Genomic DNA, 25,552 nt, shown 5'->3' with positions numbered 1-25,552 from the left:
TGATAATTATAATGGTTTTACAGGATTTCCATTCCGATTTTTGGTAACTTTAGCCTTAGCCGGAATACCTGTTTCGGCTTAACCGTTTTAGGATTGCCCGCTAACAGGACAAATCATACTTATAGCAACAACCGATTAATTCAAAATATAAAAGAAATGAATATTAAAATTGTAACAGTAGCCGGAAGCGGTGTTTTGGGAGCGCAAATTGCTTTTCAAACGGCTTTTCACGGATATACCGTAAAGGTTTATGATATTAATGACGCTATATTAGAAAAAGCAAAAACTGCTTTTCAAAAACTGGGAACGGCCTATCAGGCTGATCTGAACGCCACTCCGGAACAGGTTGAAAAAGCAATACAAAATTTAAGTTATTATACCGATCTGGCAGCAGCGGTAAAAGATGCCGATCTATTGATCGAAGCCGTTCCTGAAAATCCGGCCATCAAAACGGATTTCTATAAAAAGCTGGCTGCCGTGGCTCCGGAAAAGACCATTTTTGCGTCCAATTCTTCCACGCTCCTGCCGAGTCATTTTGCCGGCGCTACCGGAAGACCGGAAAAATTCCTGGCATTGCATTTTGCCAATGAAATATGGAAACACAACACAGCCGAAATTATGGGGCATCCGGGTACCGACGCTGCCATTTTTGACACAGTGGTTGCTTTTACCAAAACCATCGGAATGGTTGCTTTACCGCTCCACAAAGAACAGCCGGGCTATATCGTAAATTCCCTGCTGGTTCCTTTATTGGGTGCCGGTCTTGATCTACTGGTACGAGGTGTTGCCGATGTAGAAACGGTCGACAAAACCTGGATGGTTGCCACCGGAGCTCCGGTAGGTCCTTTTGGTATACTGGATGTCGTGGGTATCACCACCGCATACAACATTAATAAAATTGCGGCCACGGCTTCCAAAGATCCCGGCCAGATAAAGGTAACCGAATACCTGAAAAAACATTTTATAGATACCGGAAAACTGGGTGTTGTTTCCGGAGAAGGGTTTTATAAATATCCGAATCCGGCCTATGAGGATCCTGATTTTTTAAAATAAAAGCAAAGCCGGTTTCATTCTAAAACGAAACCGGCTTTTTTTATACCAATCCTATATTTAGCTTAAAACCTGTATCATCGTTTCAACCAGACCTTTGGTTGCCTGATTGATCTGCTGAACATATTGTGCCATCGTTGCACCGCCAACAACGGTCCACAATGGTCGCTCCCCTGCCGGAAGCTCCAGTAAACCGGCTACAGCATCGGCCACTTCCTGCGGATCGGAACTGTCGGTTGTAGGGGTAAAAAAGTGATCGAGTCCCGCTTTTAACCGGTGAACATCCTGTCCGTATGCAGACGCTGCTCCCGGATTTCCCGGTTGTAATGCCTTAGCTGTAATATCTGTGGTCTGATAAGCTCCCGGCTGAATAACCGCAACATCAATACCCGCCGATTTAAGTTCGTAGTGATACCCTACCGATAAGGCATCCAAAGCCGCTTTTGTGCTGTTGTAAGTCGCTAACAGCGGCCCTACATTTCTCGCCTGTACACTGGTCAGGTTAATGATTAATCCTGACTTTTGCTGGTGCATCAGCGGCAATACCGCCTTGATCATTCTGTCCGGTCCAATAACATTTACCTGGAACAGCTGTTCCGTTTGCTGTATGGTTAAGGTTTCGGCAATACCAATATAAGAAATACCGGCATTATTGATCAGTACGTCAATGTGACCTCCTGATTTTTCCGTTATTTCCGAGATAGCTTTCGCTACCGATGCATCACTGGTAACATCCAGCTCCACAATTTCAATAATACCGTTATGCGCTTTCGCCCATTCTTTTAGCGCTTTTGCCGGTTCTGCATTCGCTCCGTTAATGTTACGCATTGTTGCATACACCGTATGTCCTTGTTTTACCAATGTTTTTGCCGTTAATAGTCCGAAACCGCTGGCACTTCCTGTTAAAATAATCTTTTTCATTGCTTTTTTATATAATAGTTTAATTTTTCTGATGATCGGTACTCACGGATAAGGTTTCCCATTCCGTTACTTCTTTTGCTATAGTGCTCATTTTGGCTCGCAGGGCACTTACCGCATCTTTACCAACCGGTAAATGTAACGGCGGATGTTCCGCGTTGGCCAGCTCCAGAATTACCTGAGCCAGTTTTGCAGGATCGCCGGGCTGATTGCCGTGAAGTCCCGCAACAGCCTGCCGCACCTGACCGACCGTTCCCTGGTATTCCTCCAGTAGTAGCTGTGAGCTTTTATAAGAATCACCGGAAGCAAAATCGGTACGGAACAATCCCGGGGCAACGGCTGTTACGTGAATACCAAACGGTTTTACTTCCAGCTGCAATCCTTCCGTGATGCCTTCTACTGCAAATTTTGTAGCTCCGTAAAGCCCGAAACCGGGAACCGTAGCCGCATATCCGAAAAGAGAAGAGATATTGATGATATGCCCTTTTTGACGGCTGCGCATATACGGTAAAACCGCTCTTGTTACATTCAGCAATCCGAAGACATTGGTATCAAACTGGCTTCTCACCTCCTGATCCGTTATTTCTTCCGTAGCTCCCAATAATCCGTAACCGGCATTGTTAACCAGTACATCTATTCCGCCAAATGTGGCAATTGCCTTTTCTACTCCGGCTATAACCTGTTTTTCCTGTGTGACGTCCAGAACCACCACGCTTAGATTTTGCTGTTCCGGAAACTGCTGTTCAAACTGTTCCGGGTTGCTTCTCACGGTAGCCACTACTTTATCGCCGGCTTTCAGCGCAGCTTTGGCGATTTCCAATCCGAATCCTCTTGACGCTCCGGTGATCAGCCATACTTTTTGTTTTTTCATGTTTTTATAGTTTTGATAAGTATTCATATATTTCAAAAATGACCTATCGGTCATTTTTTAGGTAAAAAAATTTAGCCTAACAGTTCAATTTCTTTTTTTAAGATCGCAACGATCAATGGCATCGTTTTGCTGTTTTCTTCCATTCTGGACATCATAATGCCGCCTTCCAACAGGGCAAACATTTTGGTTGCAAATTCTTCGGCATTAAACGGCTGCCGGAATTCGCCGGAAGCGATTCCTTCTTTTAAAATATTGGTTAAGGTAGCCACAGCAAGTGTTATGTTTTTGTTCACTTTCTTTTTGATAACCGGGTTGGTATCGTCTGCCTCCATACCAAAATTCAGCATCGGGCATCCGCCGGGAATGGGCGGCTGTTTGGTATTGCTCAGAAAGTCAACATAGGCAAATAATTTCCCTTTGGCAGTTTTTTGACGGTCCAGCTGCTGTTTTACTTTTTCAGATAAACAATGCATCGTATAATCTACCACAGCATTGCAAAGTTCTTCTTTATTTTCAAAATGTACATACAGACTGCCTTTGGCTAAACCGGTGGCTTCCATAATGTCACTCATTGCTGTTGCCGCAATTCCTTTTGTATTGAAAATGGGTGCTGCCTGTTCAATGATGAGCTGTTTGGTACGTGCTGCTTTTGTCATTTCGTTCTGAATTAGAGCACAAATTTAAATGACCTTTCGGTCACTTTTTACATTTGCTGCAAATTTTAACAGAAATTTATTGTTTGTGCCGTATCCTGTGCATTTGTCCATACGCGTCTTAATTTTCCGCTGCTAAAACACGTTAAATGCAAAAATGATGCGAACAACACATAATCTCTTCGTAAAAACATTGCTGTTTTATCAGAAAAATAGACTATTTTTATAGTACCAATCCGGAAACCAAATAATACTAAAACTGCTATAAATGATTTGATTACAAAAATATTCAGTAACTATTAAACACAATAATCATGAATAACAAATTAATTTACTTTTTACTTGGTCTTCTTTTTATTGCCGTAGGAATATGGGTTTTTAAAACTCCGGTGGAATCCTATATTGCGCTTTCTACATTATTCAGCCTGACTTTTTTGATTAACGGTATATTGGAAGTTATTTTCTATGGCTATCAGCGTAAAAGAATGAATGGCTATGGCTGGGGAATAGCCGCCGGTATTTTAGATATTATCTTAGGTTCTTGGCTGTTATCCAGTCCGTTATTATCCATGGAAATAATGCCGTTCTTTATCGGCTTCATGCTTTTATTCCGATCTTCAACCATTATTGCCCTGGCCATTGATGTGGCTGCGCTAAAACGAAAAAACTGGGGCTGGTATCTGGTGTTTGGAATTTTGGGACTTATTTTTTCTTTCTTATTGATCTGGAATCCGTTATTCGCACAGATGACCATAATTGTATGGACTGCCCTGGCTTTTATCACCATCGGACTTTCCAAAATATTCTATGTTTTTCAGTCACCGGACAATATCCAGCAGATTCTGTAAGATTCATCTAACGATAACAATATAAAAGCAGGAAACGCGTGCGACAAACGGGTTTCCTGCTTTTGCAATTATAGTCTTAGCCTATTTATTAATGTGCCGGTGTACAGATTTCAACCAGGAAACCGTCTGTATCCCGTATATAAGCGACAATCTGTCCCCATGGTTTTTGTTTGGGCTCCATGACAACAACCGCTCCGGCCTTTTTAGCCTGCTCGGTTACTTCCGCTACCTGATCTGTAACAAAACCCAATTCTATCGCAAAAGGTTTGTTCTCCGGGCTGCTTTCAATAAAACCGTCCGGCAGGTTCGTAGCCGCTAATCCTTTTGAAGCAAAAGAAATTGTGGTGGCACCGGTATTTAATTCGCCATAATCGTTTTCCGGTGTTATAAATTTTCGTTCAAAACCAAAAGCGTTTTCATAAAAGCTGATGGCTTTGGTGACGTCAGCGACGTATAGAATTGTATATCCGAATTTTACCATTGTTTTCTTTTTTTGAATGTATGATTGCTTACTGTTGTGTTTTATGTTCCAGTGCGCCGAACATTTTGTTGAATGCCGGCGTTTTCAGTCCGTATCTTTCTCCTTCCCGAACAACATAACCGGTGAGTGACTGCAGTTCGTTATGTGCCTTTTTATTCAGAAAATCAGAATGCATGGACGATGTTGCTTCCGCTGGCATGGCATGCAATATTTTTAATGTTCTGTCGGTTATATCCTGAACAATGGCAATTTGTTTTGCCAGAGCAACCTGTTTTACTTCATTGACTAAATCGGTAAAAGCCTGTACCTTTTCAGGATCGGACACTATAGCTCCGATATTGCAGTCAAAATAGGTTGTGGCCGTGGCAATAGCGGCAATAAAAATAAATTTCTCCCAGATAACCGTAGCAATATTAACCGATAATTTGGCTTCTATACCCGCCTGTATAAAAAGGCTTTCCAATTGCCGTAATTGTTCGTTTTCGAAATGATCCAATCCGAAAAACAGTTTTTCAATATTCCCCAGGTTCTCTACTTTTCCGGCTTCTGTTAAGCGGGAAACAATATAGGCACAGCCATCCAAAACCATATTTTCCGGAAAAACACTTTTAATACGCTCCCGGCTGTCTACACCGTTAAGAAAAGGTACGATAACGGTTTTACTGTCAATACAGGGTTTTAACTGGGCAACGGCCTGCTCCAAATCATAGCTTTTAGTGGTAACGATAACAAAATCTGCGATACCGATCTCGGAAGCATCATCTGTTGCCAATGCCGGCATTCCTACAAACTGATCCGCTCCTTTTACGACTTTCAGGCCATCCTTCTTTATCGCTTTTAAATGTTCGCCACGAGCTAAAAAACAAACCGATACGGCATCATCCTTATCAAAATGTTTTGCTAAAAGTCCACCGAAATATCCGCCAACGCCTCCGATTCCGGCAACTACTATTCTGGTTTTATTCATATTTAGTATTTATAAAAAATTGTAAATCAATATCATAAACCCTCTCATACCGGGATATACAACACATCATTGTGAATTCCGAAGTTATGAAAATTATTTATTCCGTACAGTCAATTCCTTTTCTTAAACCGCATTTCGTTTTAAAATACAGGCTATATTTACACTATTAGAATCTGTTTATAAAATAGTACCCCTGATTTTGCGAAACATGTGTTTTGCAGAAATTACTGTTCTTCACGAAGAGGAGCATGATTTTTCCATGTCTAATTTTATAAACAATGATTATGAAACCAATCAAAATAGCCGTACTTGGCGGAACCGGTAAAGCCGGAAAATTTCTTGTAACCACCTTACTAAACAGCGGTTTTGAGACCAAACTGCTGATCCGGAATCCGGAACACCTGCCTTTCAAGAATCCATTAATGGACGTGATTACCGGCAATGCCAATTCCTATCAGGATATCAAATCGTTATTGACGGGCTGTGATGCCATCATCAGTACGCTCGGTTTAGGAATACCCAATAGTGAAACGTCCATATTCAGTACCGCCACAACAAATATATTAGCAGCCATGCAAGAGTTAGAAATCAACCGGTATATCGTTATTACCGGTTTAAATGTAGCTACACCTCAGGATACCAAAAATCCGGCGGTGCAGGCAGCTACCGACTGGATGAAAACGCATTACCCGGAAACGACTGCCGATAAACAGCAAGAGTATGCCATATTATCGCAAAGCGAGGCCGACTGGACTTTGGTAAGGCTTCCGTTAATTGAACTGACCGATGAGATTACCGAAATCAGGGTCAGTACACAGGATTGTTCCGGGAATACGATCGGTGCAAAAAACCTGGCACTTTTTCTTATTGCCCAATTAACCGATACCCAATATCATAGGAAAGCACCTTTTATTGCAAACGTCTGATCGAAGCAGCGGGTTTTTAAGCCCGCTGTTTTTTTTATATTAACGGACAAATTGCCGTAAAGCGATCCGGTTTCCTTCACTGTCTTCAAATTCGGCTACAAAGCCCCATTCTCCGTTGGAGGTTTTCGGAAAAAGGATTTTCCCGCCGTTTTGCACTGCAAGTGCTAATGTTTCGGTTATGTCTGCTGTTCGGAAATACAGCAAGCAACCGTCTGTCGTAGGTTTATAGATTTCTCCTTTTGCCAGTCCGCCCGAAATGCCGGAACCGTTTTCTTTTATCGGGAAAAAAGCCATTTCATTGCCGTCAATTATATCCTTTTCAAATTCAAAAGCAAAAACGGCCTGGTAAAATGTTATGGCCCGGTCTACATCCGTTACCGGAATTTCAAAATAGACCACCGGGTTGTGGGGGGTGTTCATGAGGTTAGATATTAGAAGTTTGATATAGGATATTAGAGGTTAGAGGTTTGATTTTTGAGGTTTGATTGTGTGAATGTGTCCGTAACTCAATTTGTCCTATTCAAATATACTAAAAACAATGCTGTTGTTCCGGTTATTGGTATGAGGTATCCCACAAAAAAAAAGCGAACCCTTTATAATGGTTCGCTATTGAAATAGTTTGTGTTCAAATTCCGGTTGGTTACTATTTCATTCTTTTTTTCGTATCGTCCTCTTCCTTGTTTATTTTTCGGGCGGCATTGCTCTGGTCACCGAAATTATACGTAAATGAAACGTTTACAATACGGCTGTCGAGATTGATATTCTCTTTCATGTCGATATTGTTAAACTGCATGGTTCTGTAGAAACGTCGGCTTTTAAAGATATCGTTTACCGCTACTTTCACTGTTGCCTTGTTGTCCAGTATCTTTTTTTGCAATCCTGTGGATACCACAAAAAAGTCTTTTCGTTCGAAAGTGCTGTAAATGGATCTGGAGTTGTACTGGAAACTGAATTCGGCCGATAATCCCTGTTTAAATTTCATACTGTGCTGGGAATTGACGGTATAGCTCCAGATGCCCGTGGCTACAGCCGTTTCGTTTTGCTCACCGCTGAATTCATTTTTATAGACATTCACAAAGGTGTTCGCATCCCACCAACGGCTTATTTTTACAGCAGACGTAAGGCTGAATCCGTAATTCTTTCTTTTGCTCAGGTTTTCCGAACGCAGTATGGTGGTATTGCTATTGTCTATCTGCGTAATCGCATCGACGATCACATCATCGGTACTGCTGTAGAAAAAGTTAATCATGTGCTTGCTCAAAAAGGAATAACCACCTTCCACAGAATGGGTCAGCTCCGGCTGCAGGTATGGATTTCCTTCATAGAAAATAAACGCATCCCTGAAAAAACGGAACGGGTTCAGGTCGTAATAATCCGGACGGTCAATCCTTCTGCTGTATGACAGTTGTACGGCATGACGCTCGCCGATGTTTTTCTTTAGGAACAGGCTCGGGAACAGCTGTACATAATCTCTTTTAACAACGGAGTTCAGCGTTACCTGGTTTCCTTCCGCATGTGTATATTCCGCTCTCAGCCCTGCCTGAACTTCCATAAAGCGGAAACTTTGCTTGTAATTGACATAACCGGCATGGATCTGCTCTTTATAAATAAAATGGTTGGTCGTTCCTTTGTCAATCGTCCAGTTACCGGCCGCAATTGTATCGTATTGCACATCGTTGTCCGATTTTACAAAACTGCTCTTCCATCCGCCTTCAAAGCTTAATTTTTCTTTGATGCGATAAATATAATCGGCTTTGGCTACAAAAATAGTAGTCGACGAAGGGGTCATTCCCCTACGGGTCGACAGATAAGCATTCTGGCTGGCTGTAGGATTGAATTGGGTTTCCAGAAGCGCATTGTCCCGGAAACGGGAATGGGTATAATCCAGATCGGCACTGATTTCCTGCTTGCCCTGGTTGAATTTATGTAAAAAACTTCCGTTATAACTCAGGCTGTTCCATTTGGAATGGTTGTGATTGTTTGTCAGCGCATCGGAAAGCAACTCGCTGGCTGCTAATCGTACTTTATTTTCGGACATACTGTTGCTGGTATAGCTTCCCACATCGCCCGTAAGGCTAAAACCAATAAAGGTATTTTCGGAAAGATCATACTCTACTCCTGCTTTAAAGTTGTTGGTTTTTAAAGGTTCGTCGGTTACACTGTACTGATTCGAGATTTTGTCGAGCTGCTGACGGTTCCCGTCAGTATAAAATTTTCGTTCGAAAGTGAATGTTTCGCTTTCCCCGCGGTAATACTGGTCGTAGCTACCGTAAAAATTGTATTTATTAGCTTTATAATTCAGGTTTAATCCGCTGCCAAACCGGTTTTTACGTCCCCTGCCGTAATTGCCGTTTACCGATCCGTTAAATCCGGATTTGTTGTTTTTCTTTAGTTTGATATTAATGACTCCGGCATTCCCGGCCGCATCATATTTGGCAGAAGGATTGGTAATCACCTCAATCGTTCCTACCGAAGAAGAAGCCGTTCCTTTTAGCAGATTGGTCAGCTGCTGCTGGGATAAATATGTTTTCTTATCATTAATCATGATCGTCACTCCCTGCTTTCCTCTCAGGCTGATGTTCCCGTCATTATCCACTATAACTCCCGGTGCTTTTTCAAGTAGTTCCAAAGCCGTATTCCCTTCTGATAAGGCACTGTTTTCAATGTTCATCACAATCTTATCCGATTGCAGCTGTATCAAAGGTTTCTTTACCGTGGCTTCTACCACGACTTCATTGAGCAGTGTTTTATCTTCCTTTAACACTATGGCAGCTATTGTTTTATTCCGGTCGCCGGAATGGATTGTGATGCGTTCCGATCCGGAAGTGCTGTAACCGATAAAGCTTGCCGTTACGATATAATCGCCGGGTGCCACTGCCGCAAAAGTATAGTTACCGTTTGTATCGGTAATCGTACTGCTAATTATTTTCCGGGTATCACTATCCAGTAGTGCTACCGTGACAAATTCAAGGGGAAGGTTATTGTTAAGGACATTTCCGTTTAGTTCGGTATTGGAAGTATTCTGGGCGGTAACCTGATACTGGATGAGCAATATCAGCAGAAGGGTAAAAATTTGTTTCACGATATAGGCTTTATATAATCGGGAGCAAAAATACACCTATTTAGACTAAATAAAAATAATACCAGCGTTAAAGTTTCGGTTAAACCTTTTAAAGCATTGGCAGTCTTATGTACTATAAAGCGATAGTTTTAGATTTCTTAACAGCCACTATTTTCTATAAGCTATATAAGGATCTGATTTTTAATCCCAAATCAACGCTCGTTATGACAAAAAAAATTATTTCTCTATTTTTTCTTGTCATTTTAATCCTGATATCCGGATTTCACAATGACAAAGGTATCTGAAATTATTCCGGGAATGCTATAGCTGCTAATTGCAGTCATGTACCGTTTAATTTCAACAGGAAGTATTGTTTTACAACACTTTAATTACTAATTGATCCATAAAAAAACACGTTGCCGGATAAAATCCGGCAACGTGTTTTTTTTAATTCAAAATGTCTTTTTAATTCATATTCTGGCGAATTGCCAAGGTATTATTATCAGGATCCGAAAAGAAAGCGAAGCGGTCAATATAACCTTTGTCGGAAGTATTTTCAACAATATCACTAACGGTCACCCCTTCCGAAAGCAAATATTGGCGAACCGAATCGATGTCTTTTACCATAAAAGTAGGTGCGGTTCCGGTATCTTCCGGCTGCAGCGGTTCGTCAATATCCTTATACAATCCCAAAGCAACTTTGTGCTCCATTCCTTCGTTTGTAAGCTGTATATAGGAATCTTTTTCATAGGTACCGCCTTTGTTGATGGTGTAGTCCGGTACCACTTTAAAACCTAATTTTTCGGTATAAAACTTTTGCGCTACCGGTACGTTACTTACCGATAATTTAATGACCACCTGGTTGGTCTGAATCATGTCTGTAAAATCCATAATGGTAAATTTAACTGGTTATTGGTATTTGTTCCATAATTGCCGGTTCCGTTTTACCGGGGGCCTGTTCTCCGAAAATTGCTTTCAGAATAATCGGGCACACTTCTGTTGCGTTTATTTTTTGGGCAGTATCCAGCGGACTTATCAGCAATGGTTTATCGGTATCTTCAACAGCTATTCTTCCGTGTGATCCTTTTACAAGACCGGCATCCAGTGGAATAACATCCATCAGGGTGCGGAAACCTAATTTTTTACGCAGCAGTTTCAGGACAATTCTGGGCAGCATCATTTTTTTATGCGGATCCAGAAACATTTCCACGGGATCATAGCCCGGTTTTTTATGAATATCGACTGTCCGGGCAAAATCCGGAGCCCTGTTATCATCTTTCCAGTAATAATAGGTAAACCAGCTGTTTTTATCGGCTATACAGATCAATTCTCCGGCGCGTTCGTGGTTAATGTTATACTCTTTTTTGCCGGCTTCGTCCAGAACAAGTTCGATACCGGGAACCTGTTCCAGTATGGTTTTGACGACATTAATCTTTTCGGGATTGCGCACATACACATGGGCGATCTGGTGATCGGCAAGGGCAAATGCCAATGACTGACCGGCATCCAGCAGCTCCAGTCCTCTTTCTTCCCGTATGGTAATATAGCCGCTGTCGCGTAATATCCTGTTAATATGGACCGGGTGGTTTACCGGTGTGATCCCGTATTCCGAAACCACTATCGGGGTTACTCCCCTGGCTTCAAAGAAACCGATTAGGTCTTCACAAACGGCATCAATTTCTTTTAAATCCTTTTGTATTTCCTGTGAACCGGGCGCAAACTTCTGACAGCAGTAATCCAGATGCGGCAGGTAAACAAGCATAAGGGTCGGATTTTGCCATTGGTGTACCAGTTTAGAAGCATCGGCGATCCACTTACTGGATTTTATGGTTGTTTTTGGTCCCCAGAAATCAAATAAGGGAAATGTTCCCAGTTCCTGCTGTAACTGATCCCTGAGATAGGCCGGCTGACTGTAGCAATCGGGTTTCTTCTGCCCGTCAGCCCAATACTGCGGCCGCGGTGTAACCGAAAAGTCCGCTCCGGAATACATATTGTACCACCAGAACATGTTCGCACAGGTAAACTCCGGATTCAGGGCTTTTGCCATGTCCCAGATTTTAGGAGCCTGTACCAGTTTGTTGGACTGTTTCCATAATTTCACTTCGGCTTCATCCCTAAAGTACCAGCCGTTCCCCACGATACCGTGTCCGGCAGGGTGTTTACCGGTCAGATACGTTGCCTGAGCCGTACAAGTGAGCGCCGGAAAAACGGGCTCAATCGTGCTGAGCTGTCCTTTTTTGCTTAGCCATTTACTCAGAAAAAGGTCCTTATCCTTTAATAACCCGGAAGTGAGTCCTACTATGTTTATGACTGCTGTTTGCTGCATATTTAATTCCTTTAACGGGTGGTTTTTGGTTTTCTTTTTTGTGTTCAATACAGTGCAGAACCCACGCTAATTCACGTTGAATAGCGTCTGTTAGATCCATCTGAAGCTGTGAGGGCAAAACATCCCAGGTATAGGTTTCTACTTCCAGATGTGTGGTATACGGCTGTTTCGTCCATATTTCCAGAGCGGTAACAATATCTTCCTGGGTGGAATACAGTCCCTGATAATCCGGCAGGAATATGGGTACGTGAAAATGAGTACGCAATTCTTCCGGATCATGCTGCTGCATCGCCTCGATTCCCTGTTGTAAATCGGGGTATTTTAACAACGCGCCCGATTTTGTTCTGAGTACCGCCTGATGCAGGTAAACCGGCTCGTTGAACTGGTTTAAACGCCGGCACAATTCTGCTGTTGTCACCTCATCCGTAACCGGACAGCGCAAGGCAGCACTGATTTGCAGCTTGCCGATTTTTATCCGGCTGTCCGCCATTTTCTGAATCACCATTTCCGGTTTTTCAAAAGCTACCGCAAAATGGCAGACATCATAACAAAGCTGCAGGTGTTCCCGGATGTAATGCCGGGCTTCCGCTCCGGTACATTTCAGTTGCCTGATCAGGGCAATCACACCATCTTTTAAAAGATAATTCTGGAAAAAATCAATAAAATCATCGGTATTTTCCAGCAATCCGTCCGGTTCCGGTTCTATATCGAGGTGCATTTTCTTTCCGGTCCACTTGTTTAGCTGCACCAGGTGAAGTACTACCGCAACCAGATGCTCACAGCTTTTCTTTTTGGCAAGGTCACGGTCTTCTTCAATGGCATACCAGTATTTATAGGATAACGGCGAGGTGGAAATACCGCCTTCCATACCTTTGGGCAGCAATTGTGCCAGCAAGTCAAACAGCATGCAGGTATAGTTCACTCTTTCATGGCTTAGCCAGTCCGGAGCATGAACCTGGTCTTTTACCTGCTGTCCGTGGAAATTACCATACGGAAAGCCGTTAATGGTAAAAACATAGGTTTTATTTTCGTCCAGCCAGTTTTTAAAGGCGCTGCAATTTTCTGCCTGCGACAAAGTCACCGCACTTTCGTAGGAAAGTCGTAATCCGATACCAAAATCGGTTTCGGGAGCCATTTTTTCCTTTACCGCCAGCGTGTATTGTTTTAAGCTGGCAAACACTTCTTCCCAGGATTCTCCCGGGTGAATGTTAGTGCAATAGCTCAAATGAGCTTCATTCCTGATTTTCATTCCTATTCCTGAATTAAAACATTCGATTTTGCTAAATACTGAACAGCCTCCGAAAGAATATTTTTGTTCAGGTGGTGTACTTCCTCCCCTGTCCCGATATTTCTTAACAGCATGACTGTGAGTTCTCCTCCCAGATGTTCTCTGAATTCTTCCAGTCCTTTTACTAATGCCGGATTGATTTCCATAGTGGTTTCCTGCAATAGCAGCGGATGAAAAATCTCAAATCCCAATGTGGTTAAAACGTTTAAAATGCGCTGCAAATCGGTACCGTCCAGACGTCCTGACAGTCGGGAATATACCGCGTCCAGCGCTACTCCTACCGCTACCGCTTCTCCGTGCAGTACCTGGTAACCGGAAAGGTATTCCAGTTTGTGAGCTGCCCAGTGCCCGAAATCAAGCGGACGTGAGGATCCTTTTTCGAATGGGTCACCGGCCGTTCCGATATGTTCCAGGTGCAATTGGGCACAACGGAAAATCAGCTGCTCCATTATTTCCATATTGCGGTCATTCAGTGCCCTACTGTTTTCGGTTATCCAGTTAAAAAAAACAGCATCTTTTATCAGGGCAACTTTTATGGCTTCGGCTATACCGGAACGCCAGTTTCTTTCATCGAGCGTTTCCAGAAAAACGGAATCATTGATTACCGCATAGGGTGGAGAAAAAGTGCCTAAAAAGTTTTTCTTTCCAAAGTAGTTCACGCTGGTTTTTACTCCAACGCCCGAATCGTTCTGTGACAGAACCGTTGTGGGAATACGGATTAAACGGATGCCGCGATGGGCAATTGCAGCAGCATAGCCGGCAGCATCAAGTACCGCACCGCCGCCAACAACAATTAAATAGGAATGGCGATCCACCTGGTTGTTGTGGATCAGCTGTAATATTTCTTCGGTGGCACGGGTATCGTTTTTAATACTTTCGCCGCCTTTCACGATCAAAATACTGCTTTCCACAGTATCCATCTGAAAGTATCCGGCAATATCGTTAATGATTCCCGGATGGTAAACGGCGATATCTCTTTCGATAACCACCACTATTTTGGCGTTATCGTTGTTGATGATATTTTTTAGTGCTGTGTTCGTTTCGTTAAAAACATTTCGGGTAAAAACAACCTTATAGCTATAATCAACCTGAAAGTGCTGTTGAATGGTTTGGGCTTTATACATGGGTTATAATGTTTGGGTTAAAAATCAGGTTACGGCAAATTTCTTCGCTAAAACAACCGAAAAAGGCAATAAAATCAATACCGGAACGGCGTAGTTCCAATTGGCAAAGCCGGCGATATAGCACGCATTTAAAAGTATGAGCGAAAGCACTCCCGTTTTTACGGCTCTTTTAATCCAATCCGGCTCGTTATAGCGGTAAGCTTTGTATTTTGCTAAAAAGTTCACCCCATACCAAAGGATTAAAAACGGTGCGGTTACCGCCAGGTTAAGGTCGCTGTAACGACTGATCCCTATAAACAGCAGGACTACAACAGCATCCAGCAGCATGGCCATCAGTATCGCTGTTTTGTTGTTTCCGCTAACTTCTTTCTGGGCTGTCAGGGTTATGGCTGCAATGAATATAATCGGTATGATAATGATATACCAATCCCGGAACATCGTCCCGGGAAGTATGCTCATTCCCAGCAGCAGGTTAGCCCCGCGGCAAAGCCCCATATTCAGGGGACCGAAAAACTGGTAGTGTTTGGCTATTTTATTATAGGTGAGTGCCAATAGTGCTATGATCAGGGCCAGCAGTCCGCTTAAAAGGGAAACCATTATAGCCGCAGCGATACCGATTGTGAAAAGCAGCACGCCAAATTGTATGGCTTCTTCATAGGCTACTTTTCCGCTGGGCAATATGCGTTCCGGGCGTTTTTTGCAGTCCTCTTTCAAATCAAAAATATCATTAAAAACGATTCCGCCTCCGTAAAGCCCTATAGTGGACAACGTCAGCAGACCAATATTTCCCAGTGCTGCCGCGTTCCAATCGGTACTTACAAAAAAACCGGAAATCGCCACACCACCCAGTATATCCGAAATGGCAGTAACAATATTAGCCGGACGCATCAGTGTTAAATAGTACTGTATTTTCATCTTGTATCGGGTATTGGCACAGGTGATTAATTGTCAATAATATTGGAATAGGAGATCACTTTGGCTTCCTGTCCGCGCAATATTCCGCTTCCGTCAAAAAGGGCTGCCTGTTCCACAGTCATTTCTTTTTTCCAGTCTTCTTCTTTCATCTGCCCGCTTTGCGAATAGGCCGTTAAAGCATTTTTATAGCAGGTAAGGTGTACATCTTCTTTGGCAATCCCGCGTTCAAGCATTAAAGCGGCCGTTTTCGGAACCGATAGCGGATCACTCACGCCCCAGTCTGCCGAGCTGTCCACAATGATTCTTTCCGAGCCATATTGTTTTACGATTTCCACCATTCTTTCATTTCCCATTTTTGTGTTGGGATAAATGGTAAAAGCGGTCCAGTATCCTCTGTCCAGTACATGTTTTACCGTTTCTTCGTTGTTGTGGTCAATAACGACCATGTGTGGCGGTATTCCGTGTTCTTCCAGTACATCCATACTGCGGATGGTTCCGTTTATTTTATCCCGGTGCGGCGTGTGTACCATGACCGGTAAATTGAATTGTAAGGCAATTTCAATCTGCTGTCTGAAATATTTATCTTCTGCCGGAGTCTGATCGTCATAACCAATTTCGCCTATGGCTACTACACCTTCTTTTCCGGCAAACAGTGGCAGCAATTCCATAACCTGCTCTGCCAGCGCTTCATTATTGGCTTCTTTGGAATTCAGTCCCATCGTGCAATAATGTTTGATACCAAACTGGGAAGCACGGAATCGTTCCCATCCGATAAGGGTACTGAAATAATCTTTAAAAGAGCCTGCTTCGGTTCTGGGTTGTCCCAGCCAGAAAGCCGGTTCAATAACAGCTACTATACCAGCTGCGCGCATGGCCTGGTAATCGTCCGTTGTGCGGGATACCATGTGAATATGTGGGTCTATAAAATACATCGTTGTTTGTTTTAGTTATTAATAATTGTGTTTAGGCCTGTGTTGTCTGGATCAGGTAGGCCGCTCCGATCTCGTTCCAGGATTTGCAGGATCCTTTTAAGGCTTTTATAGCCGCTTCCTGTTCTAAAAATGTTCCGGTTTCGATCATTTTGTTCAGATCGGCAGCTATTTCGTCATTGACAAAGCCGGTGATTCCTCTCCATATTTCCGGTGAAACGGTTCTTCCTGCCGACCAGCGTTCCTGGATATAACCGTGCAGTATCAGTGCTAATCTTTCATTGGCACGCTGATCCAGTCCGTATATTTTGAACAGGGGTCTTCCGGTAAAAACAGCCTTTAGTACCAGCTGGTTCCAGGCATCTTCCGACAAATACAGATAGGCATACGGATTGTGCAGGGCAATGGCTTCAAAGACATCCGTCATATTGGTCCGGATTCCTTCCTGCATCCGCAAAACAAAATCGTCTGCGTTTTCCAGGAAGTACAAACCTTTATACAGGATAACCAGTTCTTTGATGTCTGCGGTTTCAAATAGTTTTTTTAAGATCGTTTCATTCTGATCTGGCGGAAGTTTCAGCATCAACACGATTCGGCATAGCTGCTGTATGTTCCATCCGGATTGTGAAAATCCGGGATATAATTTTTCCAGTCCACCCACTGTTTCCGGGCTGAATTGGGGTGTTCCTGCTGTAATGAATCTGGGAATCAAACTAAATAAAGGAATGAACTGGTGTGCCAGTTCATTCCCGTTCTTTGCAATTATATTTGTAGTAAACCAGTTCCATTCGGCTTCAGGCAGGTTAGCCATTAAGGTTTCCTGCAACAGTTGCTGCGCGGTAATTTCTGCTGTTTTATACATTTTATGTATGGGTCATTTGGTTAAACATTTACACGGTTTCCATCAGCTTGGCCTTTTCGGTAAGGCTCAGGCTGTCGTCGGTAACATATTCATAGCTTGGTCCGGCTACAAATCCCGGGTTATTCGGATCCGGTGTCTGTAACAGTTTTAATGCATACAGTCGTAAGGAATACATTAATCCCATAGCAGCATCAATCTTGCCCGGTTCCCCGTTAAAGGTAATGTGCAGGCTGTTTAGCAGGTTTGTATAGGTATAGTTAAAGAACTTACTGTTTCTATAGGCCACGGTATTTACCGGATAATCACTCATTTTCGGATTTATGGTCATGTTCGGAATTAACGCGGTATTGTAAGGTATCGGTGCCCCGGAATACGAATATTTTGGCTCGCCCGCCGGGTCCGGATTCTGAACCAGTCTTTTACCTTTATAAATCTCTTCAAAACGATAGTAGTGTGCCGGTTCTTCCGGTTCGCCGGTACCAAGATCACTTTCTTTAACAAAAGGATCGGTACTGGTTCCTTCTCCCTGGTCTACTATCAGGTCAATACCTCTGAATGCCGATTCTTTGTCGGTAATCGGGAATAATTCCTGAGCCGGGAACCATTTGTTATTGGTCATCTGATAGGACGGATCACCGGTGAAGATGGTCTTCCCTACAGCGTTAGCCGCTGTTTCCAGGATATCAATCTGGCCTTTTATTTTTTCATAGAACTTCCCGATCGTAATTTTCTCGGCATCAACTCGCATTAATTCGATAGGGATAATCGTTTCCGGTTCCTCGATCATCATAAAAACCTTTTTAATAAGTTTTTTGGAAAATTTAGCGATTGGAACTATCAGCCCGGTTTCCACACCTCCCGGAAGCGGTCCCGGATAGGTCGGGATAAAACCCGGTTTATTGATAACCGGGTTTCCGCCTATAGCATTCAAGACATTACAGGCGATAGACATGTGCAGCATTTCTTCTTTGACCACAGATCCGATCAGGTTACTGATCTCATCATTACCGGTATTATACAGCGTAAACATTGCTGTTAAATACGGTGGAATGGTCGCATGTTCCAGTTCGATTGCCGTTTGCAGTGCCCCTCTAAGGTCCTGTATGGTTTCCAGTTTTATATTTTTAAGATAAATCATTTGTTTTTGTTTTTGTAGGTTGGTATGGTTTAGTTGTTTTCCGCAATAGTTGCCATGGCTTCCGGTGCTCCTGCTTTGTTTTTCGATAGTATTCCGTCTAGGTAGTTCAATATCATTTTTTGTTTGTCTCTGGAAAGGTCACGGGTAACCGGCATGTGGTTCGGATCTTCTTTCGGCAAGGCAAACACAAAGCGTAATATCTGAGCATTGTTGTCGACCACTTCTTTGTTCGCCAGGTTAAAGACTCCTTTTGACATTAGCGGATATAAGTTGGCATACTGCTGCATAACCGGCTGTACGTCTTTATCCCAATCCGGATTTTTAATTACTTCCGGAGGCAGGCTGTCAAAAACCAGGATGCTGATAAAATTAGTCGGATCAATTCCGGATAAGGTTAACGGCAGTACAACAGGATTTCCGCTGGCATCCACTGTAAAACTGAAATCGGCTGTTGGCTGTCTGTTCAGATAATACCATAAGGCATATACCTGTCCGTCAATAAATCCTCTCGGGTTTTTAGGATCTGAAGCTTTTACATTCAGAACGGCTTTACCTGAGTAATCGGTTACAACATTGGATTCAAATTGCAGGATATTAGGTGTTGCCGTTGCCGGTGTTCCGTCTCCCTGTCCCATGATATTGATCAAGCTTTCCTGGAACTGGCAAATCACGGCCTGATCGGCTAAAGGTTTCCCCAGATAGGTTGCATAGAAATCGATGTCTCTATCCTCATCGGCATTCATACGGAAAACAAACTGGTCGGCACGGACATAATGAGTGGTTTCATTGATTAACGGCTGCAGGCTTCCGTCCGGTAGCAGGTTTGCTATTGTTAACGGGAATTCCTGGGCTAAATGTATCTGTTCTTCGTTCAGTCTTAACGTTACCAGTCCTCCTCTTTTCTCATACCAGTTTTTTGCTTTATATTTAAGGGGACCCAGCAGTACATAATCCTGATCGCCTCTGTTTACTGCCAACACCAGGTTACGGTCTTCGGAAATCATCCCGTTTGCTCCGGATGTTTTTAAACAGTTTCCTAAATCCAGTATGATCTGTTGTGTCGCTTCCTGAACCAAAGCAGTAGCCACATATAGTCCTACTGTATTTGACGGCAGGTAGCTTCCTCCCATACAAACCATGTCCGGAATGAACTGACGCCCCATGACAAAATGTTTCGGTTCTGATACTTTAGACGGCCCGATACTTCCGACAATTCTTCCGATAGTAAATTGTGCGGAACATTTTTGCTGGTCAAACATGTCTACGGTAAATTTCATGGACAACTGCTCCGGACTTACCGCTCTTAATTCGTTCAGATAACGGGATTTGATCGTATTATCCGACCAGTTCAGATTATTGATAACCGACTGGTATGCCGCCGATGCCCCTCCGGAACCTTTTTGCGTAGTCGATCTGATCCACCAGATGTCGTTAAATCCAACCGGTTCAAAGTCTCCTTTAACAAAGTTGGTTTCCCCCTGTCCGATTCTGACAATCATTCCCCAGATCTGGGAAACGGACTGCTGCTGCGGATCCAGATCCACAATCTTACCGGCCACACGGCTGTTTGCATCAATAATGCTCATTCCTATAACAGGATCGATATTCGGATCATGCGTAGTGGTTCCGTCCTGATAGGTCACACTGGTAATGATACAGTCTATCAAACGCCAGTTACCGGTTCCATCCGGGTTCCACCAGCCATTTGTCCCGCTGGGTCCATACTGCTGGTAACTCGGTTGAAAAGTTTCGTTGTTGTAATGATTTACATCATTGTTAACGGTGGAAGGATCTGCCTGAAACTTCCCCGCAAAAGTTAATCTTGGTGAATTTAAATAAGCCATTTTATGATAGGTTAAGTTATTGCTATTCCAAAATATCGAGCCCAAAAAACAAATCGCCCTAACCTTAAAATTGACTATTCTTCAATATTAGAATGTGTTATTTATAATTATTCTAAATAAAATCAATAAATCCGTTAAAAATCTGCTTTATTACAATATTTCAATCGTTTAAAGTTCAGCAATTGAATCGCGTATTATCCAAGTATAAATACCCCTTTTACAAACACCGTAATTCTACCTGACCGGTACTTCAAACCAAAAAAGCTCAGTATCAAAAAGTTACAGATCATAATGCCGTAAGCCTTCAAAACAGTAGTAATAACAGGTAGTCAAGTGTGAGACCCTATTTTTTTTTTCACGTTATCCTCCCCAATCGTTTCCGTTTCGGATACAGGTTTACAGCCTTTTTTTATTGAAAGTCAATCTATTAATACTAAAAAATAATCGCAAAATGAACCATTTTAATTCTGCAATTGTTTATTTTTACCTAAAGAAATATCACATTTTGTATGTTTTACTACTATTCACCCAAATCTTAACATCATGATAAAAAAATTACTTCCTGCATTAGTCGTGGTCGCCACAGCCTTTTTATCCGGCTGCCAGCATGATGACGGTAACGAAAATTATTCTCACGATTCCATGTTTTTTATTGATTACCGGCACTTAGGCGGCGGAAAAGACGGAATGGCTGTAATTGAGCTTGATCCGGAATCGGCTGACTTCGGGCATATCAGCAGTAAACTGGAATTGGGCGAAGGCGTATTACCGCATCATATCTATTATGATTATTTTGAGCAACGGCTTTATACAACGGCTTTGGGCGGCAGTTATCTTTACCAGATCAAAACCGTTGAAGATGCCAACGGGCTTCCGACGCTGGTGAGTGCCAATCCTATAGATACCAAAGGAAATACAGTGGGTGAAGATATTTTCTTTACCAGTGACGGGCGGTATTTTGTGACCTTTATGGGTGGCGACGGAACGCCCAAAGGCGGCAGCGTTGGTGTTTTTAATGCCTATACCAATAAACATATCCGGACAATATCCGGTTCTATAAATGACAATCCCAACAAGTTTATTATGTATCCGCACGGTATTTCCGTTAGTGAGGAAAAAGGGTTGATGATGGTTACCTCAACGATCCATCCGGATTTAACAACCGGCGTAGGGAATACCTGTACGCTGATCGATCTGAATACCTACCAGATGATCGAAACCTATACGGTAGCCGACAGTCCTTCCGATTTATCAAGTCCGGTAGAAGTGCTGCTGCTGCGTGGCCAGTTTCCGAAATTTGCTTTGGCAACAACCATGCTGGGCGGTGACATCTGGATGGCACCTTATAATCCCGTTACCCGAAAATATGATGCGTTTACGAAGGCTTTCGATGGTTCTTCGCAGGGTTTGGGATGGGCTTTGGAAATGTATATGGATAATAACAAACACTTGTATGTGAGTTTCGGACAACCCGGAAAAGTACTGGTATTCGATATCAGCAATTTACCACAGTTAACGCTTTTAAAAACGCTTAATGCCGATAAAGGTGCGCATCACATGGCTTTCTTTAAAACGAAATCCGGAAAAGAGGTTGTGGCCATACAAAACAATTTACTGAATCTTCCGAACCTGAATTCCGGTACAATCACTGTTGTTGACATTCAAACCGGACAGACTTTAGGAACAGTCGATTTACCTGCACGTTACGGCATACTGCCGGAATCTATTGAAGGTACCGGCGGACCGAGTAATTATTTACATCATTAAAAGAAAACCTGTCATGATTAATGACAGGTTTTTTCTCTTTTGCACTTGTGGTATTTATTCTCCCAATTCCAATTGGTTCTTCACTAAATTAAAATATCCTGCCCTGTTGCTCACCAGGTCCTGATGGATTCCCTGTTCTACGATCTGTCCTTCTTTAAGGACGATAATATTATCGGCATTCTTTACCGTACTTAAACGGTGTGCAATGATCACGACTGTTTTTCCTTTAAAGAATTCCTGCAGGTTGTCGTGGATCTTTTTCTCGTTATCGGCATCCAAAGCACTGGTTGCTTCATCAAAGAAAATATAATGAGGGTTCTTGTACACCGCTCTGGCGATCAGGATTCGCTGTTTTTGCCCGCCGCTTAATTCTATTCCGGCATTTCCTATTTTGGTATTAAAACCCATTGGCAGCTCTTCAATAAATTCCAAAATACAGGCAATTCCGGCTGCATTGATAAGCTTTTCTTCAACTATCGTTTCTTCTGCCAGGGCAATATTTTCAGCAATAGTTCCGCTAAAAATAGTTCCGTCCTGTAAAACAATCCCGCATTTTTTACGCCATTCATTCGAATAAACATTATTGATGTTCAGTTCGTCCAGCGTTATCATTCCGTCTGAAACCGGGTAATAGGACAGTAATAGTTTCAGCAATGTGGTCTTACCGCTGCCACTTGCCCCAACAATAGCCGTTACCGAGTTGTTGGGAATTTGCAAAGAGATATTGTCCAGGACAAACCTGTTAAAATTACCGGGATATTTAAACGATACATTTTCTAAACTTATTTCCTGAAATATCTGGTGTTCAATATGTTCCTTATTCTGGTTATCCTCATCACTGTTATTGTAGATCTCTCCTATTCGTTTATTGGCAATATTGGCATCCTGGGCATCCCGTACAAAACTGACCAAACTCTGGACCGGATTGATCAACTGCCCGATAACATAGGTTATACTAAGCAGTGTTCCGAGTGTCATCTGGTTGTTAATAATAAAGATAGCACAGATGGCTATGGCTATTATTTCTTTCAGTTTGGACAGGAAGTTAACGCCTACTAACTGGTAGGTATTCAGAAACAGGGACCGCAATTCCAATCGGTTTATTTTTTGCTGTATGGTCAGTATTTTGGTGATAATCTTATTTTGGGCATCATTAATTTTTATTTCCGGCATATTCATGATGAATTCATAAATATTGTTGCTGTTTTCGGACTGTCCTAAAAACAGTGCATATTCCAGTACGGCTCTTTTCTTTAAAAAGAACAGTACCCAGATTACCGACAAAATGGAAAGTGAAAAATACATGCTGAAAATCCAAAAATTGAAATAGCATAATATGGCGCCAAACACAAGAATGTTCATCACGTTTAAAGCCAGCTCAATTCCTTTCCAGGTAATAAAATTCTGAATTTTATTCTGGTCATTGAGTCGTTGCAAGGTTTCCGTATTTAAACGGGTATCAAAAAAATGTATCGGTAACCGCATTAATTTACTAAGCAGGTCTTTTTTCAGACTGATACTCAGCTGGAAGTTGATTTTGGTCAGTATTAAATGACTTATAAAATCAGCTATAAAGCCCGAAACAAACAGTACCAGTTGTGCCAACAGTAAATAGTATACAACCGCTATTACCTTTGGGGTAATACCAGTGTCTATTATCCGCTGGAATATAAAGGGAATACAAAAGTTCGTTGCGAGACTGATCAGGATAAACAGTATTGATCCGATATACTTCGCTTTATTTTTAGCCAAAAAGGCCAATGCCGTTTTAAAAAACGGGGAAGCGGTAATGGATTTTTTTGTTTCTTTGGGAAAGCTGAAGGCTAAGAAATCATCTGAAGGTTCCAAAACGATACCGACTCCTTTTTCGTTATTGCCGCACCATTCCTTGATAAATGATTCGCTATCCAGTATGATCCTTCCATAAGCAGGGTCAGCCAGATGGTAATAGCGTTCCCCCTTGCGAATCTCAATTTTTTCCAAAACAATAAAGTGTTCCTGTCGCCAGTACAGAATAGAAGGCAATGGAATTTGTTCCAGTTCTGCCTGGGTTAGCTTTAAAGGTACCGATATCAGTCCGATTTTTTCAGAAGTTCTTATAATATCCTGAATGGAAACGCCAACCCGTGTAAATTCAAAGAGTCCTTTTATCTGTGATAATGTAACTTTCTTATCATAATAGCTCATAATCATGCACAGGCAGGCAGCACCGCAATCGGTACTTTCCAGCTGGTGGCTGAACTCTACTTTAGGCTTCCTGAAGATTTTCCCTAACAATGTCTTGTATTTTGGTGTTTACTACTTTGTTTTTCTCATTTTCATCGCCATAATATATACAGTAATCGTTTCCTTCTTCTCCGTGCTCCATAGCATGCTGCGAGCATCCTCCGTTACATAGCGGCATAATTTTACAGCTCAGACAAGGTTTATTCCTGAATTTGGCACTCATTCGCCTTTCAAGATAGTCATTTTCCCAGACCAATCCTCCTTCTTCATCAATATAACCGGCTCTGTTTACTGTTTCGAAGTCCCTGGCAGTACATTTAAAAATATCACCGTTATAATTAATTACCACGCTATTCCGCTTGTCTGCATAACAGGAATCGTACACATTGTTCGGAGAATATGTCCCTTTAGCATTAAAACCGTCATCCCGGATAGCTGCAAGATTCTTATCCAGCATCAGGTTCAGGTCATCCAGCTGGTCATTTTGCCACACCCTGTGAAAATCAAATATTAAATATTTTTCTTTAATATCATCTGCCACATCAGCGAAGTCCAGTGGTATTTTATTTGTATCTTCAAGATTATCATCGGTATAATTGATCCGGAGTGTCACAAAAAAGTGGTTCTGAATCAGCAGTTTCACATTTTTAATGATTTCGAAATACGAGCCTTTTGTTTTACTGACATACCGTACTTTGTCATGTTCTTCCCGATAACCGTCCAATGTTATCTGTAAGCTGCATTTGATATCTTTAGAGTCAAAATAATCGATAAATTCCTGATTGATCAGATACCCGTTAGTTGTAAAGGCTATATTGCCTGCTTTATTGTTTATTTTACAGCTGATTAAAAAATGATCAATAACCGGGATTACATTTCTATTGAAGTACAGCAACGGTTCTCCACCAAAAAAAGAAAGCGTAAATTCTTCCAGTTCTTTTTTTGAAGCAGTATTGTCGATAAACTTCTGTATGCGCTGGATTTCTCCAACCTCCATTCTTGATTTTTTTATATGCGTTTCATAGCAATAATAGCATTTGAAATTACAGTTCATCGTTGGGTTTATTGTCAACGTATAAAACCGTAAGCTTTCATCAACTCCAGTCGATATCTTTTTGACCGCTTCAACCTCATTAAGGCTTTCTTCGACTAAAAATTTATTGTCAATTAAATGTTCATAAAAAGCCGGGTATATTTCCTGCAGATTATCTATTCCTTCTGAAATTCCGGCTTCCAGCAGTTCTTTTAATACCGGATCCAAAAAGATCACGTTATTATTAAAGGAGTTATAAAGACTATACTTATCGCCTTCATAAGGAAGCAAGCTGTTAAATTGACTGTATTTCATGATCTTGACT

22 protein-coding genes are annotated in these 25,552 nt (G+C 42.2%); 4 read left to right on the top strand and 18 right to left on the bottom strand.

Translation table 11 applies throughout. The annotated features are described in order from the left end of the window. The first annotated feature begins 156 nt into the window (after positions 1-156). Positions 157-1,053 (top strand): 3-hydroxyacyl-CoA dehydrogenase, encoded by an 897-nt coding sequence (locus HW120_RS09125; protein ID WP_177733398.1) that lies wholly within the window; start codon positions 157-159, stop codon positions 1,051-1,053. A gap of 57 nt (positions 1,054-1,110) precedes the next feature. Here HW120_RS09125 and HW120_RS09120 read toward each other — a convergent pair whose 3' ends face one another. From HW120_RS09120 to HW120_RS09110, 3 genes are all read right to left on the bottom strand, one after another. After that, positions 1,111-1,971 carry an SDR family oxidoreductase gene (locus tag HW120_RS09120; protein WP_177733396.1) on the bottom strand — a complete coding sequence of 287 codons (861 nt, stop codon included), beginning with the start codon at positions 1,969-1,971 and terminating at the stop codon, positions 1,111-1,113. 19 nt (positions 1,972-1,990) lie between these two features. Further along, positions 1,991-2,839: an oxidoreductase gene (locus tag HW120_RS09115; protein ID WP_177733394.1), complete on the bottom strand. Its 849-nt coding sequence runs from the start codon at positions 2,837-2,839 to the stop codon at positions 1,991-1,993. Positions 2,840-2,910: 71 nt separating this feature from the next. Then, complete coding sequence (locus HW120_RS09110) at positions 2,911-3,495, bottom strand: TetR/AcrR family transcriptional regulator (RefSeq protein ID WP_177733393.1); 585 nt, start codon at positions 3,493-3,495, stop codon at positions 2,911-2,913. A gap of 311 nt (positions 3,496-3,806) precedes the next feature. On the opposite strand from HW120_RS09110, the gene HW120_RS09105 reads away from it, so the two are divergent. Then, positions 3,807-4,340 (top strand): HdeD family acid-resistance protein, encoded by a 534-nt coding sequence (locus HW120_RS09105; protein ID WP_177733391.1) that lies wholly within the window; start codon positions 3,807-3,809, stop codon positions 4,338-4,340. 88 nt (positions 4,341-4,428) lie between these two features. Here HW120_RS09105 and HW120_RS09100 read toward each other — a convergent pair whose 3' ends face one another. Both HW120_RS09100 and HW120_RS09095 read right to left on the bottom strand, forming a co-directional pair. Next, positions 4,429-4,821, bottom strand: a complete 393-nt coding sequence (locus HW120_RS09100) for a VOC family protein (RefSeq protein WP_177733389.1) — start codon at positions 4,819-4,821, stop codon at positions 4,429-4,431. A gap of 28 nt (positions 4,822-4,849) precedes the next feature. Further along, complete coding sequence (locus HW120_RS09095) at positions 4,850-5,788, bottom strand: ketopantoate reductase family protein (RefSeq protein ID WP_177733387.1); 939 nt, start codon at positions 5,786-5,788, stop codon at positions 4,850-4,852. Between the two features lie 284 nt (positions 5,789-6,072). Here HW120_RS09095 and HW120_RS09090 point away from each other — a divergent pair, with 284 nt between their 5' ends. Continuing rightward, entirely contained in the window at positions 6,073-6,714 is a 642-nt protein-coding gene (locus HW120_RS09090; protein ID WP_177733385.1) for an NAD(P)-dependent oxidoreductase, read from the top strand. Between the two features lie 39 nt (positions 6,715-6,753). Here HW120_RS09090 and HW120_RS09085 read toward each other — a convergent pair whose 3' ends face one another. The 11 genes from HW120_RS09085 to HW120_RS09035 all read right to left on the bottom strand — a co-directional run bounded on the left by HW120_RS09085 (position 6,754) and on the right by HW120_RS09035 (position 20,201). Continuing rightward, positions 6,754-7,134 (bottom strand): VOC family protein, encoded by a 381-nt coding sequence (locus HW120_RS09085; protein ID WP_177733383.1) that lies wholly within the window; start codon positions 7,132-7,134, stop codon positions 6,754-6,756. A 223-nt stretch (positions 7,135-7,357) separates the two neighbouring features. Beyond that, the gene (locus tag HW120_RS09080) at positions 7,358-9,796 is read right to left on the bottom strand and encodes an outer membrane beta-barrel family protein (RefSeq protein ID WP_177733381.1); all 2,439 of its coding nucleotides are present in this window, start codon (positions 9,794-9,796) and stop codon (positions 7,358-7,360) included. A 444-nt stretch (positions 9,797-10,240) separates the two neighbouring features. Further along, complete coding sequence (locus HW120_RS09075; RefSeq protein ID WP_177733379.1) at positions 10,241-10,666, bottom strand: VOC family protein; 426 nt, start codon at positions 10,664-10,666, stop codon at positions 10,241-10,243. Between the two features lie 10 nt (positions 10,667-10,676). Continuing rightward, positions 10,677-12,101, bottom strand: a complete 1,425-nt coding sequence (locus HW120_RS09070; protein WP_177733376.1) for an alkaline phosphatase family protein — start codon at positions 12,099-12,101, stop codon at positions 10,677-10,679. Next, positions 12,043-13,350 carry a metabolite traffic protein EboE gene (gene eboE, locus HW120_RS09065; RefSeq protein WP_177733374.1) on the bottom strand — a complete coding sequence of 436 codons (1,308 nt, stop codon included), beginning with the start codon at positions 13,348-13,350 and terminating at the stop codon, positions 12,043-12,045. Before eboE ends, HW120_RS09070 begins: the two co-directional genes overlap by 59 nt. 2 nt (positions 13,351-13,352) lie before the next feature. After that, on the bottom strand, positions 13,353-14,513 hold the full coding sequence (locus HW120_RS09060; protein ID WP_177733373.1) for a 3-dehydroquinate synthase: 1,161 nt from the start codon (positions 14,511-14,513) through the stop codon (positions 13,353-13,355). 24 nt (positions 14,514-14,537) lie between these two features. Further along, positions 14,538-15,428, bottom strand: a complete 891-nt coding sequence (gene eboC, locus HW120_RS09055; protein WP_177733371.1) for a UbiA-like protein EboC — start codon at positions 15,426-15,428, stop codon at positions 14,538-14,540. Between the two features lie 26 nt (positions 15,429-15,454). Then, a complete protein-coding gene (locus tag HW120_RS09050) occupies positions 15,455-16,360 on the bottom strand; it encodes a TatD family hydrolase (protein WP_177733369.1) in 906 nt (301 codons plus the stop codon). A 31-nt stretch (positions 16,361-16,391) separates the two neighbouring features. Beyond that, a complete protein-coding gene (locus HW120_RS09045) occupies positions 16,392-17,219 on the bottom strand; it encodes an EboA domain-containing protein (RefSeq protein ID WP_177733366.1) in 828 nt (275 codons plus the stop codon). Positions 17,220-17,247: 28 nt separating this feature from the next. Beyond that, on the bottom strand, positions 17,248-18,357 hold the full coding sequence (locus tag HW120_RS09040; protein ID WP_177733364.1) for a ferritin-like domain-containing protein: 1,110 nt from the start codon (positions 18,355-18,357) through the stop codon (positions 17,248-17,250). Positions 18,358-18,386: 29 nt separating this feature from the next. After that, complete coding sequence (locus tag HW120_RS09035; RefSeq protein WP_177733362.1) at positions 18,387-20,201, bottom strand: hypothetical protein; 1,815 nt, start codon at positions 20,199-20,201, stop codon at positions 18,387-18,389. A 543-nt stretch (positions 20,202-20,744) separates the two neighbouring features. Between HW120_RS09035 and HW120_RS09030 the strand changes: the two genes are divergently transcribed. Continuing rightward, complete coding sequence (locus tag HW120_RS09030; protein WP_177733361.1) at positions 20,745-21,968, top strand: hypothetical protein; 1,224 nt, start codon at positions 20,745-20,747, stop codon at positions 21,966-21,968. Between the two features lie 54 nt (positions 21,969-22,022). Here HW120_RS09030 and HW120_RS09025 read toward each other — a convergent pair whose 3' ends face one another. Then, entirely contained in the window at positions 22,023-24,245 is a 2,223-nt protein-coding gene (locus tag HW120_RS09025) for a peptidase domain-containing ABC transporter (protein WP_177733359.1), read from the bottom strand. After that, a complete protein-coding gene (locus HW120_RS09020; protein WP_177733357.1) occupies positions 24,217-25,542 on the bottom strand; it encodes a radical SAM/SPASM domain-containing protein in 1,326 nt (441 codons plus the stop codon). The genes HW120_RS09025 and HW120_RS09020 overlap by 29 nt, the downstream gene beginning before the upstream one ends. Between the last annotated feature and the right edge of the window lie 10 nt (positions 25,543-25,552).

The sequence above is a fragment of the Flavobacterium inviolabile genome, from assembly GCF_013389455.1.
Taxonomy (GTDB): Bacteria; Bacteroidota; Bacteroidia; order Flavobacteriales; family Flavobacteriaceae; genus Flavobacterium; species Flavobacterium inviolabile.
This window is presented reverse-complemented; position numbering and strand designations above follow the sequence as displayed.